Annotated in this window: 9 protein-coding genes; 5 read left to right on the plus strand and 4 right to left on the minus strand. The window is 57.3% G+C overall.

What is annotated here, in order from left to right; translation table 11 throughout:
- Positions 1–408 precede the first annotated feature (408 nt).
- Complete coding sequence (locus MHM97_RS16575; protein ID WP_239323462.1) at positions 409–2,157, plus strand: type I secretion protein; 1,749 nt, start codon at positions 409–411, stop codon at positions 2,155–2,157.
- Positions 2,158–4,572: 2,415 nt separating this feature from the next.
- On the opposite strand, the gene MHM97_RS16580 is transcribed toward MHM97_RS16575, so the two are convergent.
- The 3 genes from MHM97_RS16580 to MHM97_RS16590 are packed head-to-tail and all read right to left on the minus strand — an operon-like array spanning position 4,573 to position 7,812.
- Positions 4,573–4,956 (minus strand): response regulator transcription factor, encoded by a 384-nt coding sequence (locus tag MHM97_RS16580; RefSeq protein ID WP_239323463.1) that lies wholly within the window; start codon positions 4,954–4,956, stop codon positions 4,573–4,575.
- Positions 4,957–5,004: 48 nt separating this feature from the next.
- A complete protein-coding gene (locus MHM97_RS16585) occupies positions 5,005–7,017 on the minus strand; it encodes an ATP-binding protein (protein WP_239323464.1) in 2,013 nt (670 codons plus the stop codon).
- Between the two features lie 51 nt (positions 7,018–7,068).
- Positions 7,069–7,812: a methanogen output domain 1-containing protein gene (locus MHM97_RS16590; RefSeq protein ID WP_239323540.1), complete on the minus strand. Its 744-nt coding sequence runs from the start codon at positions 7,810–7,812 to the stop codon at positions 7,069–7,071.
- A 919-nt stretch (positions 7,813–8,731) separates the two neighbouring features.
- On the opposite strand from MHM97_RS16590, the gene MHM97_RS16595 reads away from it, so the two are divergent.
- Both MHM97_RS16595 and MHM97_RS16600 read left to right on the plus strand, forming a co-directional pair.
- On the plus strand, positions 8,732–10,828 hold the full coding sequence (locus MHM97_RS16595) for a GH-E family nuclease (protein ID WP_239323465.1): 2,097 nt from the start codon (positions 8,732–8,734) through the stop codon (positions 10,826–10,828).
- 23 nt (positions 10,829–10,851) lie between these two features.
- Complete coding sequence (locus tag MHM97_RS16600) at positions 10,852–11,412, plus strand: hypothetical protein (protein WP_239323466.1); 561 nt, start codon at positions 10,852–10,854, stop codon at positions 11,410–11,412.
- Positions 11,413–11,571: 159 nt separating this feature from the next.
- Here MHM97_RS16600 and MHM97_RS16605 read toward each other — a convergent pair whose 3' ends face one another.
- Complete coding sequence (locus MHM97_RS16605; RefSeq protein WP_239323467.1) at positions 11,572–12,528, minus strand: GlxA family transcriptional regulator; 957 nt, start codon at positions 12,526–12,528, stop codon at positions 11,572–11,574.
- A gap of 224 nt (positions 12,529–12,752) precedes the next feature.
- Between MHM97_RS16605 and MHM97_RS16610 the strand changes: the two genes are divergently transcribed.
- Positions 12,753–13,523 carry an MBL fold metallo-hydrolase gene (locus MHM97_RS16610; RefSeq protein WP_239323468.1) on the plus strand — a complete coding sequence of 257 codons (771 nt, stop codon included), beginning with the start codon at positions 12,753–12,755 and terminating at the stop codon, positions 13,521–13,523.
- 337 nt (positions 13,524–13,860) lie between these two features.
- Positions 13,861–15,378 carry an ABC-F family ATP-binding cassette domain-containing protein gene (locus MHM97_RS16615; RefSeq protein ID WP_239323469.1) on the plus strand — a complete coding sequence of 506 codons (1,518 nt, stop codon included), beginning with the start codon at positions 13,861–13,863 and terminating at the stop codon, positions 15,376–15,378.
- The last annotated feature ends 66 nt before the right edge of the window (positions 15,379–15,444 follow it).

Here is a 15,444-nt window from a genome sequence, read left to right on the forward strand (position 1 = left end):
TTCTTTGCCTGTGTCGTCGACTAGAACCCAGCAGCCCTCATCGCATTGAGACATATTCTGCATCCCAACGGTATCCGTGCTGGAGGAGCCCAAACGAATAAACTTGGCCCTCCGAAAGGTGTTGCGCACATAGATGAGTATCTCCGTGCCATCATGCGGCGCACTCTCCATTGAGTTTATTCGAAGTGATTCTCTGATCTTGGAAATCCAATATATCGGTTGCTGGGAAGACGGTTGCTGACCCAACTATAGTTCAGGAATGCGAATCTCGTCAAACGAACACAAAAAAAGCGTTGGAGAGATTGGTTAATCAGTTTGAGGTGTTTGTGTTTTACTAAACTTTTATCGTTTCCATTTTGTTGGCAATTTCGGCGCAAGTTCGGCAATGCCCACACTTGGAGAACTGTGATGCCGACTGCCATTCACGCAAACCCAGAGTTTCGATCAAATTTCACACAAGATCATTTCGGCGGAAACTTTCTGTTCCATAGGGACACCCTAGAGGGTGATCAGTCTTATCCGCAGTTGGTTCAGGATTTGGGAGTTGAAACGGTACGTTTCCCTGGTGGGTCCGTTACCGAAGAGTACTTCGATATCTCAAACCCCAACAGCTCCTCTGTTATCAATCCGGAGACCGGTGAACCGGTGAACCTGGTCCCGCTCAGTGATTGGCTAAACACTGCAGGGGAACTTGGAATATCGACGACTGTCGTCATCCCGACAAGAACTTACCTATCTGAAACGGTGGACGAAAACGGGGATCGCCAACCAGAATTTGATCATGAAGAACTCTATAGCTTTGTTAACGACGTCGTGCGTGGAGTACACGGAAACGGTGAGATCGCAGCGTTTGAGATCGGTAACGAGTACTGGGGTGCGGGGCAAATGTCGTCGGTCGAGTACGGTCGGCTGTCGAGTGAAATGTCCTCGGTCATTGATCAAGCGTTATCAGATTCTCAGAATATGGGCTTCGACACCGGAGACATCGATATTGTCGTACAGGCAGGCACAAACTTCGATTTTGCTAGATTGGACAGCTCCTACGACGACTTAGATACTTCAGAAGAGATTTTGAGCGCGTTGTCCGAAGAATACAGTCAAGACTTTAGCGAAGGTTTCACTTTTTCAAGTGGAGAGATCAACTGGTCAAAAGTTAACAATGCGCTCATCATGAATGAGTTCGACGATCAGGAAATCGAGCAGATCGACGGAGTTGCATCTCATATCTATACGAGGGGTGAACTCAATCCTGAGATGCGTGACTTCTCGACTGGACTTGTCGAAAATACTTGGCTCGCGAGGAACGAAGACCTCGACTCATATGTAACTGAGTGGAATTTGAAATCCACGTCTTCTCTTGATCCCGACACCGACTATGGCTTGCGACAAGCGCATGAAATGTTGGAAATTCTGGAGCAGTTTCCTGAACATGGCGTCGACACTGCTCACGCTTGGCCGCTACTTCAAAACACCCGAAACGCTCTAAGCTCCGGTTTTGAGCACGACGAGCTCACCGTCGGCGGTGAGATGTTTCGTTTGATGGAAGAGAGCTTGCCCGGAAACCGATCCATAGATTTGGTGGGGTCGGAGAACTCAGAAACCGAGTACTCTTCCTCCACAATCGATGTGCATGCATTCGGAAACCCGGACGAGCTGGTACTGTTTCTAACATCGAAGTCTGAAGAGGTTACGTCAAACGACTTCGATCTTTCGGGGGTTTTAAGTGGTGGTGAGAACATATCGGTAACCTACCTTGGTGTTGAGCAGGGGGATGCTCCTGGTAGTAGGAATGCAAACGCTACCGTTGAAGAAGCGTCCTCCGAAGAAATCGAGAGCGAAATATTCAATAATGGTATTCTGCACGCCGATCTCGATAGCTTGGAAGTCATGCGGGTGGTTATCTCCCAGCCTACTTGGGCCGAAGAGATGGAGGTGTACTGGGAAGCAGTAGAGATAGCGGAAGATGAAGTCGGAGAGATTGAGGGAGTCTATGACGCCGAAGCACTCATCGAATCCCTTATGCTATCTCCAGGTGATGGACCTCCTGTGGATGAACCATCACCTGAACCAGATGAAGAGTTTGATGATGACGATGGTGGCTTGGGGTTCGCAGCAATTGCTCTGGGGCTGCTTCCGTTGTTGGCCCTCGTACTTTAGGCAACTTACTAGCTGCTTGCCTAGCGCTAACCCATATCGTGTACACCCATGGTGGCTAGGTGCGACATCAGTCTATCTAGGTCTAGATTCTCTTCTTCGACTAGCTGTGTGAGCATTGTAGCTAACCACTCTTCACCGGACCAGGTTCCGAGAGGTATGGTTTCACGATTGCCAGCTTTAAAGCGCTCAGGAAGATCTCGACCATCCTCGTAGCGAGAAAGGCCAATCACTCCACACGGAGAGTAGAACTTAAACATTTCAACGGAACCTTTAAGAAGCTAGGCTTGCTGATCTTGCGTGGAACCCATGTGAAGGGAAGCTTCAAGCAGAGCATGAAGTACTGACTGCCGGTCCGCTCTGGTCTTGGCATTCGAGAGGTTATATCGCTTGTCAAAGTCTGTAAGCTGCTCTGATGCATACAGAAAAGTGTAAGCTAGTACTTGTTCATAGTTCAGGATTGCCGATTTTACAGCAGTGTCGAATTCTGGCGCGATTGGTGTTTCGGGCTTTCTTGTGAATAGCGTTCGCCGATCTCTTGTTCTGTGAGGAGGGTGTCTACTCTTCAAGAGGCTAGGCGTTCTCGGCCCCCACCAATGAACTTTCTCAAAGAACTTTTTTGCGGTTTTGGAAGTGATTTTTGCACACATAACAATGTCCCCAGGTGTGTAAGCGCACGACCTAGGATTTGAGAAAGTGGTAAACAAAGTGATAACCAATGCTGCGCATAGACACGCATCGCGTGTGATGTGGATGCCATCACTTAGTTCAGCATAAAAAGAACCGATGCCACTGATAGGGCGGGCCTACATTTAGGCTGCGTTTCTGATTGTTGCACCATATATGTGCGCATTCTGCCATTTGCGTTAGTTTTTGAATTTTTTATATTTTTACGTTCGCGGTAATTTATCGGTCACCTTTTTTGCTGATTGGGTAGATTTCAATAATTTAAATAAATTGCATTGTATCTATTTTGGAAACTTAGCCCCTCAGAAACCAGGAATGTCTACCGATAAGGGTGCCTGCAGTCTTCATCAAGCTAACGGCACAAGTTCCATTCCTTCCGGTTAGGGGTAACCAATGAACATATCGCGGAAACTAAAATTCGTGCCGGTCCTGAGCTTGGCGCTGCTGGCTGCTTGCGGCAACTACCGCTCTCACAGTCTGGATGTTGTCAACCGAGCGAGCACGACGCTCGGGTATCGTGACATTTCAACGTTGTCTGTAGAGACGCCCATGAACGCATATCTGACGGGTTACAGCTACTGGGATAATACGCCGCGCGGTTCGGCCCAGATCGCCCGTCCGGTGATACACCGCTCAGCTGGAGGAACCGGAACTTTCTCCGACCCAATCACTCTCGCTGTTGGGCACGTAAAACAGGGGGGGCGTAGTATTATGGATTATCCAGCAGGAACTCGCTTCTATATTAAGAGATTGCGAAAGTACGCCATTGTGGAAGATCTTTGCGGTGACGGGAATCGACCACAGGACGGTCCTTGCCACTCGGGGCACCAAGGCCACGATTGGATCGACATCTACGTCGGTGGTAGAAGGATGGCAGAGTCGTCTGTCGACGCCTGCATGCGACACATTACAGGTATCCAGCCAGTTATTCTCAATCCGCAACCTGGGCACCCTGTCGAACCCGGTGAGATTGCTTCAACCGGATGTCGGAAATTCTAGGCTCCGACGTCACTATCCATAGCTCTGAATAAACGGGAGCCACGTCTCTTTGAGGACGTTGAGCAACGCGGAACAAAAATTACGAGGTTTTGGCCTGCTGTTGGCTTAGTAGGCGGTAGCAGGCCAGATCCACGCCAACAAAAAAGAGAAATCCACCGAGGCCGTAGCTACATCCGCAGAAAAGGCCCCGGTTCCGCATGTGATGGCTAGCAGCCTGAAGCGGCCATAGACTGAAGTTTCTAGGCCAATGATGCTGCGCGTACGAAGCTCCAGGGTCTTCTTCCCGGAAGCGGACCCTGGGCATGACTAAGCTACCTCACGTGATGCTACGGGATGCGCCGGGGGCCGCGGAGCGCATATAGCGTCTATTTGCATAGTTGAGGTGATCGGGCACGATTTCTAGTCTGACCGGCCGAATGGATCTTCGCGTTGACCGGCAGCGTCACCCAAACGGGCAATCATCCGAGCCGCAACATTCTAAACAGCCCGTGATCTACTGTGCGGCATGATGCTCACGCTGGTTACGCCGCAGCCTAGTAGGATTAGTCCAAAACGGTTGCCCGACTTCCTTACAATTTCTGAGGAGCGGCACGGCAAAGGCTTCGTTCAATGATCTAACGGGCCCTCTGAGCCCGACCGCGATCATGAGCTCGGTCAATAGCTGCAATCTACATCCAAGTGTGTCTGACACCCGGGACCTGACTTACTGACCTGAGATCTAAGGTTGATGAATCACTCGAATAGATGCACCGCCTCTTCTCGCAAAATCGCTTTCAACTTATCGATTCCGACTGGTTTCGTGATGAAACGCCCCGACTCAAGTCCACGTGCTTCCGCAATCATGCGTGCTGCAAGTGCAGAACTGTGTGAACCTCCTGTTATAAAGCGAATGCGCAAGCGTCTATTGATCGACTTCAACTCTTCGATCACTTGGATCCCGTCGACTTCGGGCATGTTGATATCTACGATCATAAGCGCCGGCCCATCCTCGGATGCTACTGCGGCTGCAAGCATGGCACCGTTTGCACAGGTCGTCACTGCCCAACCATCCGATTTTGCGACACGCGACACGAATTGCGAGAACTCTTCATTATCATCGGCCACATAGAGTCGCATCGTTATATCACCCCTATTCAGCGCGTTGCGGCAATCAAAAAACCGGATTCACTGTTTCCTTAGCTTCTGAAGCCGACGCGCAAGCTGGTCGCGCGTGAAGGGCTTCGATATCAGTTCGACTTCTGGGTCTAGCTGTCCGTTGTGGACGATTGCATTTTCCGTGTAGCCCGACATGAAGAGTACTTTGATCGTCGGCCAGAGTTCGTATGCGAGATCTGCTAGGCGCCGTCCATTCAAGCTCCCAGGCAGAATGACATCGGTGAGCAGGATGTCATAGGATCGTGACTGTAGCAGTTCAGCGGCGGTATCACCTGTGAGCGCAGTGTCCACCTCGTATCCCAGCAATATCAGCGTGCGTTCGGCATAACGCAGTATATGCGGATCGTCCTCCACCAGCAGAATAAAACCGTTCGCACTTGCCCGCAGGGCCGCCGAAGCAAGTTGCTCTCCAGATCCAGTTCCAGAAGCCGCAGTGTCACGAGGAAAGTACATTTTGACGCTCGTGCCTTGCCCGGGCTCAGAGTAAATTTTCACATGACCGCCGGATTGCTTTACGAAGCCGAAGACCATGCTCAGGCCAAGCCCACTGCCTTGACCTACGCCCTTTGTCGTGAAGAATGGGGTGAATGCCTCGCGGATGACGTCCGGCGTCATGCCCGTCCCGGTATCGGAAACCGCGATCATGACGTACTGGCCCGGCGTCACTTCCAAATGCTGCGCGGCATATTCCGTATCAAGTCGGGTATTCGCGGTTTCGATGGTCAATCGACCGCCATCAGGCATCGCATCACGCGCATTCACGGCGAGGTTCAGCAACGCATTCTCGAACTGTCCTTGATCGAGGCGGGTCTTCCACAGCCCGCCAGCCCAGACCACCTCGATATCCACGATCTCTCCCAAGGCACGTCGAAGCAGCGGATCGAGGTCGCGCAGGACCGTGTTGAGCGACAGCGATTGCGGCATCAGCGGTTGCTTGCGGGCAAAGGACAGCAGCCGCGAGGTCAGCGTTGCCCCCCGCAGCGTTGCGTCGCGGATCGCATTGGCGAGCTCCATCTCGAGCGCTTCCGGACGATCTTTCTCGATCCCATCGATAATGAGCTCAGCATTCCCCAGAATCACCGAAAGAATGTTGTTAAAGTCATGTGCAATCCCGCCGGTCAGCTCACCGATCGCCTGCAACTTTTGCGCATGCCTCAGTTCGGTCTCGACGTTGACACGGCTCAATAGACTTGCCACAGCTTCGGATAAGATCTCGACTTCGGTTGGGAACTCACAGGGACCCTGCAACACGAGGCACGACTTTGCTTCGGACCCGACGAACAGCGGCCAGACCGTGAGATCGCTCAGGTCGCATGGCGTCTTCGCGACCTCGTCCAGGGCCGAGCGCAACGTTTCAGCGCGGTCGGCCTCAGGCATATCCCAGAAATCGGCCAGTCCCATGGGCAGACAAAGGGAGGCATTCATGTCGAAGCTGCCCGCCAGTCGGCCATTCAAGGCTCGCAGCAGAAGCTGTCCGGCCTCAACGCCGATGACCGCAGCGCCAGGGCAGCCACAGGCTCGCCACAGTACGTCCAGTGCGTGATTCAGACTGGCGGGGTCGCCGGATTCGATCTCCGCAATATGCCGAACCGCAACCAGCGTCCGGTCCCGCGCCAGAGCGTTGCGTGAAAGCTCTGACTCGACCGCTTTACGGTGTTCGATTTCTAGGTCGAGCGCTGTGATCTTGTCGGCCAACAGTCTAAAGCGTCGAGACAGCTCCGTATCCGCCTTAAGCGCCACTGCGATTAAGGGCCGACCGTCCTCCCCAGCGACACGTTGCCCTTTTGCCGTCAGCGCGGCTCCGTCTGACAGTCGCCGGACGCGGGAAATCAGTGGGCTTGTGACGGTTGCCGCATCGTTGAGGAAACGGAGCAGATGCCCATCATCGCAATTGAGCAGATCGGTCAACCGACAGGTGGCGTCGGGAGGGCTCGCGACATAAAGCAAGTCCATGGCGCGAGGGCTTGCATATAGCAGCATGTGCGATCCCGCTTCGACGACCGCAAGCGCTTCGTCAGTCAAGGCAACGACTTGCTGAAGCGATAGGGACAACGTTCGCGACATGGGCAATACTCAGATAGATGCGCCAAAGAAATCGGTCTCGTTTCTCTGCGGCTCGTCCTTGGTTTCTTTGAGGTTCACGACTACGCGGCACCGTGCATCGCCGCGTGCGATCGCTTCCTCGATGCCAACGCGGGCATACCCGAGGTTCTCGGCCGCAATATGGCCGAAAACATTGGCCGTCATCCTGCAAAGGGAGGGGCGACCGATGACCTTGTCGCCGAACGGGCAGGCCGAATTGACTAGAGTGATCGCCTCGTCGTCGATGCTTTCGATTGAAAAGCCGCCGTCGATCCGTTTCTTCAGGTGTACCAGCGCCGATGCGACCTGCGCTGGATCGAGCCTTTCCGTGCCGCAGGCGGCCCGATACGCTTGATTCAGCGCTCGTCCAATCAACAGGCCGACATGATTGACATAGGCCGAGGCCTCCTGCTCTCCGACGGTCTCTTCAAGTATCCCAGCCAATTCCCTAATAACCGACCGCATGAAATTGTCCTTGTCCAGCCCTGGTTCAGGTATCGTGACATCAAATTCCATTAGAATCTCTATCCCCGGTTTCGGACCTGCGTTCATTACAACTTTAGCATGCACCTTTTGGGTATCGTTTGTCAGCCCTTCATTTCCAACTTGGTGTTGGTCATTAGCGAAATTGCGAGCAGTAAGAATGGTCGGGACAGATGGTCCCAAGATGCTGTTGAAGGCCAAAATTCTCTTCAAGATGTTTCGGCACTTCTCAACCTGCGACGTGAAGATCATGTTCAAACGCTGTCCGCTCGACTTGTTAAACTTCATTCTGATCGAAGAGTGTCACCGTATTTTGGTGCGCTTCGCGCCGCGGTCTTTGGCAAATGGATTCGGAGAGTAGTGCGCAAGGTAAAGATCCGCTTTTGTGATATTGGCTTGAATGTTCGCATCCGGAGCCAAGGATCGCTTCCCGTGACTCGCCGGGCCTTTAGGTCGGGCCATTTGATGCACGTGCAGAACCGATGTCTTTTTTGGCTGACTGCGGCACTTGCTCTCGAACAAGCGAATGATGTGCTTTTAACTCTGTGCTTCGGGCGGCCTGTGCCAGACTAGAGCTGAGAGCAGATTCCCGTCTCTCTCGAAGCATTTTGGGAAATGGACACTCTCACAACGCTTGATAAGCCCCGCCGCAGTGCGGGGCTTTTTCGTTTCCAACTGCGCAGTATACGCGAGGCCCGACGAAGTGTTCCTTGGTTCACTGAACTTGGTTGAACCGAAATTGATTTGAAAGACCGTGATTTCATGTCCAATGAAAAGAGTGCCTTGGGCCAAAAATCAGTACCTTGGCCTCAAGGTTCTTTGTTCACATCGAAGATGTCAGGAGTTCAAATCTCTTATCACCCACCATTCTCCTTTTTCTGATAGCGATGGTCGAAGGCCAGGAACGCTGATGCGCGCGTCCCGGTGATGAGATGTGCTCAACCGTCCGCAAAATCACTCTCCCTTAATTGATGCATCCCGGATGGCGCGGCGATGCGTTTCTTCCTGTTGGCATCGCTGGCGTGGGGTGGCACCGGCAGCCGGGCCAGGTCTGTCACAGCGGGCTTGATCGCAGAGCGAAACAGCGCGACACTCGTGCACAGGTTGCACGTATTTTTCAGACACACGTCGGCGTGACGTCGCATTGACCCCAGCCATCGGGAGACATCTTTTGGGGAAGAATACATTCACTCTTGAGGATATCGATGCCTATCGGGGCCGGCCTGCGTTCACCGACGAAACCAAGGCGGAGATGGAAGCGCGCTGGAGCCGCCAGTCAAAGATCTATCAGCCGCAATTGGTCGATGTGAACGCTGAGCCGCAATTGCATGTCATCTGTCAGGCCTGCGGATGCCTTGGTCAGGCGGCGACGATGCACATCGGCCATATCACCACCTGGAAGGAGCATGTGAAGGCGGCGATGCGCGCCCAGCAGGCCAACACGATTTCCACCCGCACCCTGATCGCGCTGTTCAACGATCCGTCAAACCTGCGCTGGGAGCATGCGGTCTGCAACGAGTCCCATGCCTTTGAGGAAGGTGATCCATTTGCCAAGGGGCTGGACCCGGAGATCAAACTGGCGATGCTGGCGCGGGTGAAATTCATCCGCGAAGGCGGGTTCGCGCCTGACGCCATCAAGCAGATGACGCCGCAAGAGTTCCAGCGCCACGCCAATCGCAAATTTGTCCCCACCGGACAGGAGGGCGCACCGCAGGCCAGCGAGATGACGACCGGCGCGCAGATCAGCACGGCGGCGCTGCCGCCCCGGATCGACAATGACGAGGAAAAACCCATCGATTTGGCGACGCTCACGCGCAAGAGCCTCGGCTGGTTCGGTGACACGCGCAAGGCGCTGTTTCGCGTCTGGAACGGTCTGGGCTTGGTTGGTGATGTCGGGCAGATCACCTACCTCAGATGCGGATCCTGTCAGCGGTTCACCGAGGGCTCCTCGATGCATATGGGGCACAAGACGGTCTGGAAATTGCATCTGCAAAACAAGGGTGTCACCAATCTCAAGGATGCCAAGATCGCCTATAACGATCTGGATAATCTGCGCTTCGAATGTTCCAAGTGCAACACCAGCCATGACTGGGAAAGCCTGACCGAAGAAGAACAGGACGCGCTTGATAACGCGTTGTACCGGGTTGCGGACCAAAGCGGGATGACGGACGAGAGCCGGCTGATGCGCACCCTCGTGTTCGGCGAACTCAAGAACCTGCCGGACGATCTTGTGGTCGACGGCGAGCTGATGCGCCGGGTGGCGGCCTTTGCCCGGGCCCAGGGTGCAATGGAGGCGCTTGGCGCCATGGCCGAGGCGCTGGCCGGCGAGCTGGAAGCGGAACGCCGGGCGGCGGATTTGAGCGGTCAGGCCGTGATCGATGATGCCATCGCCAGCGAGGCCGAGTCACGCGCACATGAGGCCGAAGAGACCGCCCGGCAGATGCAGGACTACGTGATTGCGGAACGCGCGCGGTTCGAGCAGGAGGCGGCACAGGCCCACGACCGCGCCCAGGCGATGATCCATGAGGCCGAACTGGCCGCCAGTCAGGGTCGGGCGACCCAATCCGACGTCGATCAGGCCTATTACGCGTTTGAACAGGTCAGGCAGGACTTTGAAGAGCGCAACCTGATGGTGTCCGGCCATGAACATGACACGGCACAGGCTGTTGGGGCGGCGCAGGAGGCCCGACATGTGGCCGAGGGGCTGATCCGCGATGCGCAGCTCTCTCGCGCGCGGTTCGAACAGGCCGACACTGCCCTGAAAACGCTGCGCGCCGAGAATGAACGTCAGCGCGAAGCCCGCGCTGAGGCGATGTATGGGATCGCCCGTCAGGCTGCCGATGACTGGAGTGCGGACGAACAGTATTACATGCTGCGCGGTGTTCTCGATCCGGCGCAGTTGGACGGGCTGAAGCTGTTGCAGGCCGCGCTGCGCGCCGAAGTCGATTATCCCCATGAAAACAGCGCGTTCCGAAAGGACCGGATCCTGAACGAAGTCGAACTTGGGCTGCGCTGGAGCAAGCTCGATTACAAATCGCCCGAGTTCAAGGATGCGGACAGCCGCCGGGCGCTGGTTGATCGCGCCTTTGCCTATGCCCATGCACGGGAGGCCGGGCTCCAGCGTTTGCCCGACCCCAAGCTGCGATTGGGCGGGCGGGAGGTGCCGATGGATCTGCTCTATGACAATCTGGTGGTGATCCGGGAAACCGGGCAACCCTCGGATGAGGTCAAGCGGATCTTCATGCAGAAGCTGAATGGCGCGTATTGAGGCACGGCAGGGGAAGAGTGAACATGGCACCCAGTTTGGACAGGCTGAACGACACCCAAGCGGATTTCATCCGCCGTTTCGTGCTGTCGGTCCCGGAAGCCACCGGCGTTGAGGCGGCCCGTATCGACGCACCGGGGGGCGACCTCCCGGAGGCCGACACCATGAGCACGGCGCCGCTGGCGGGGGCGATCAGCCTGGTGGCGCTGCAAAAGGCGCGGTTGGGCTGGGACGGCGAGCGCAAGCGCGTGGCGGCGGAGTTGAAAAAGCTGGAAGCGGCGATGGTCGCAGCCTTCAAGGAGGCCGATGATGCGCGTGACATGGCGGGCATCGCAACAAAGGTCCACGGGGTGCTGGAGGTGATCGACGCGCGCCTGCTGGACACGCTGGACGCCGCGCTGACGGCCCCGGACGCGGGCGCGCGCGGGGCGTTGCTGTCGAAATCGGCGGGGCTGGTTGACCAGTATCTGGCCGATCTGGATGGGCATCCGCTGATCCAGCTGGTCGAACACAACCCGTTCCTGCGCGTGAATGTCACCACTGGCCTGCGCCGCGCACTGCGGGGGCTGCGGGCGGAACTGGTCTAACCGGCGGCGCGTCGGGAAGGATCCCGGCGACAGGCCGACACGCGCGCAGATCGCAAGACCGACATCGGCGCAACACCCGCCGCCGGTGAAGGGCGGCTGCTGCGGATTGGCACGACACCTATCGTGCGAGGTGCCGCTCCGGTTCAGGGCAACGGTTCGCTATGCGTGAAACCGATGTCGGTATTCGCCCGGTGTCAGCCCGACGATCCTATGGAAGACCTTGCGAAACGCGCCGGCGTCGGCATAGCCCACCTCCCAGGAGATACGCTCGACAGGGTGGCGGCTGAATTGCAGCAGCTCCTGCGCCTTGGCCACGCGCAGGCGCTGGGTGTACTCCGTGGTCGTCAGGCCGGTGGCCTTGCGGAAACGGCGCAGCAAGGTGCGCTGCTCCAGCCCGGCCTCTGCCGCCAGGGTCGCAAGCCGCGCCTCCTTGCCCTCGTGCCGTTGCAGGAAATGCTGGACCTTGAGGACCGGCGCATCGCCATGGGTCAGCCGCGGGGCGAAGCCGCTGTAATAGCGCTGTTCCCGCCCCGGCGGGTCGACCAGCATCATCCGCGCTGTCTTTGACATGACAAGGGGGCCGAGGAAGCGGTCGACCAGCTTGAGCCCGAGATCGGTCCAGGACATCAGCCCACCCGCCGAAATGATGTCACCGCCATCGATGATGAGACGATCAGGGTCCAGATCGATTTCTGGAAAGCGGTCGCGGAAGGCATCGGCATAGGCCCAATGCGTGGTGACCGCGCGCTGTCTCAGCAATCCGGTCTCGGCCAAGAGGAACGCCCCACCGCAGACGGAGGCCAGGATCGCACCGTTTGCGTGGTGTCGGCGCAGCCAATCGGCGAGGGGGGCTGCGGTTTCGGCCCGGATCGGCGCGTCGAGCGAGGGCGGCAAAATCAGCACGTGCCAGGGATCACCGGACGGCTCCGGCAGCGCCGGCGCAGTGTCGGCGGCCGTGCTGCTCATCGCCTCGATCATCCGGACCTGAAGCCCCCGCGTGTCTTCCTGTGGTTCCGGGGTCATGCGTGCGGCGACCTGAAACAGGTCTGCCAGCCCCATGGCGGCAGAGCGCTGCGCACCAGGGTAGAGGACGATGCCGATCCTCACCTCTCCCATTTGTCGATATCACCCTCTTTAATGTCGATTGCGCCAATGGTGACAGGCCTACGCCGCTGCCAATTTGACGTCAAGAGAGACGCAGACGGACAAGACCCCGTCGAACGGGGCCTGACCGCCCTCGACATTCAAAGCAGGTCTTGGCCCGGTGGCACCCCGCCATCGGACCAGATCGCCGCGGCCAACGCGATGCGCCACATCGCCCTCAGACTTGGAGTGAGACCATGAAAATTCACCAGATCCGCAACGCTACCCTGACCGTGACCTTCGGCGGCAAGCGGTTTCTTGTTGATCCCTACCTGGCCGAAAAAGACGCCTATCCCGGCTTTGAGGGCACGGTGAACAGCGAGATCCGCCACCCGCGCGTGGCGCTGCGCACGCCGATGGACAGAATTCTCGATTTCGATGCGCTGATCGTGACACATCTGCATCCCGACCATTTCGACGCGGCCGCCGTGGCGCTGCTGCCGCGGGACAAGCCGGTCTTTGTGCAGAACTACTCGGATGCCGAGCTGATCAAGGCCATGGGCTTTACCGATGTGCGGCCGCTGGGGATCGAAACCCGGTTCGGCGAGATCACGCTGTCGCGCACGCGCGGCCAGCATGGTTCGGACGAGGCCTATGTCTACGGCGCTGAACGTCTGGGCAGCGTCATGGGCGTCGTCTTCCGCGCCGAGGGGGAAAAGACGCTCTATCTCGCGGGGGACACCGTCTGGAACCAGATGGTTGCGACAAACCTGGACATGTTCGCACCCGATGTGATCGTGCTCGCCGCAGGCGATGCGCAGGTGCCGGGGCTGGGGTCGATCATCATGGGGGCGGCCGACGTCAAGACCGTCCATGATGCGGCGCCCACGGCGCAGATCATCGCCAGCCACATGGAAACCGTGAACCATTGCGTGCTGTCCCGCGCTGCGTTGCGGGACTTTGCCGCGCGCAACGGCATGACCGAGCGCCTGTGGATTCCGGCAGATGACGAGATACTGGAGTTCTGAACACAGAGCAGTGCCCGTGCAAAACGTGATGATCGGGGGAGGGCAGGGTGCTGGCGGTCCTGCAGCACCCGCGCGCCTCTTCCAGCGCCAACGCGGGCAACCTCGGCTTTTTTGTGCCAGGCCCTTGCTGCGCCGGGCGATGTTTTCTAAGCTCAGGCGGAAAAGTCACGATCCACAACGGGAGGGCACAAGCTGAACATGCGTATCATCCGCCGACTTCAGCATGGTCCCCGTTTCGCCCTGTGAATTCGTTTGCAGGGCGGGCCTGAGGCATAACATCTCAATCGGTCTGCCCAGAGCCGCACCGCGGCACCCTGATCTATGAGCAGAGATTTCGATGACTGTTATGAATATCAACGCCCTGAGCGTTGTCCTGGGCGCGCCCCTTTTTGAAAACCTGAACCTGACCATCTCCAAAGGCGACCGCATCGGGCTGGTTGCTGCCAATGGCCGCGGGAAAACCTCGCTTCTGGACTGTTTGTCCGGCGTGGCCGAGCCCACAGGCGGCACCATCGTGCGCGGACGCGGGGTGCGGGTCGGATATGTGACGCAATATGTTCCGCATGAGGCCTATTCCCGGACCCTCTACGACTATGTGTTGGGCGCGCTCCCACCCGAGCAGGCCGATTATGAGAGCTGGCGCGTGGATGTTGTTCTCGGGGATCTCAGCATCCCTTACGAGCTGCAACACCGGCCATTGAAAGAGCTCAGCGGCGGCTGGCAGCGCACGGCGCTCCTTGCGGCGGCCTGGATCACGGAACCCGATGTTCTGTTGCTGGATGAGCCAACCAACCATCTGGACCTGAGGCGTATCGGGTTGTTGCAGGACTGGCTTTCGCAGCTGCCGCGGGATGTCTCGGTTGTGATCACCTCGCATGATCGGGCCTTTCTGGACGCCACAACCAACCGAACGCTGTTCCTGCGTGCCGAGCGGTCGCGTGTATTTGCGCTGCCGTTCACCAAAGCCCGCGCCGCGCTCGACGAGGCCGACGCCACGGATCAGCGGCGTTTTGAAAATGATCTGAACAAGGCGCAACAATTGCGCAAGCAGGCCGCAAAGCTGAAGAATATCGGCATCAATTCGGGCTCTGACCTTCTGGTCACCAAAACAAAGCAGCTCAACGCCCGCGCCGACAAGCTTGAGGCCGCTGCCAGCCCCGCCCATCAGGATCGCAGCGCGGGCGACATCAAGCTGGCCAACAGCGGCACCCATGCCAAGGCATTGGTGACGTTGGACGACGTGCCGGTGCAAACGCCAGAGCGTCAGCTGCTCTACAGCACCGGGCAGAAGTGGATCCTTCCGGGTGATCGCATCGTGCTACTTGGGGCCAACGGCACTGGAAAGACGCGGCTGGTCACTCTGATCCAGCAGGCTCTGGCGGGGCAGGAGGGGCCGGTCAAATGTGCGCCGTCGGTTGTTCCGGCCTATTCGGATCAGCATCTGAGCCAGCTGTCAGACCGGGACACGCCCATGACTGCGGTGACCGGACAATTCGACATCGGTGACCAGAGGGCGCGTGGTGTCCTGGCCGGGGCCGGGGTCAACATACAGATGCAGGATACCCGGATTGCAGCCCTGTCTGGCGGGCAGAAGGCGCGGTTGGCGATGTTGATCCTGCGCCTGAAGAACCCGAACTTCTACCTGCTTGATGAACCAACCAATCATCTGGATATCGATGGGCAAGAAGCGCTTGAGGAAGAGCTGATTGCGCACAACGTGTCGTGCCTGCTTGTCAGTCACGACCGCAGTTTCCTGCGCAACGTTGGCAACCGGTTCTGGCTGATCAACGGCAGAAGGCTGGAGGAGGTTGACAGCCCTGACCCCTTCCTGGCGGGGGAAATGAGCGCCCGGTGAATGGCATGGTCCGCATTGAGCGCTGGGCACCCGGCGTTCGCTGCGGCTCTTTGCGCCGGTTGTGCT

The sequence above is a fragment of the Epibacterium sp. Ofav1-8 genome, from assembly GCF_022348185.1.
In the GTDB taxonomy this organism is placed as follows: Bacteria; Pseudomonadota; Alphaproteobacteria; order Rhodobacterales; family Rhodobacteraceae; genus Epibacterium.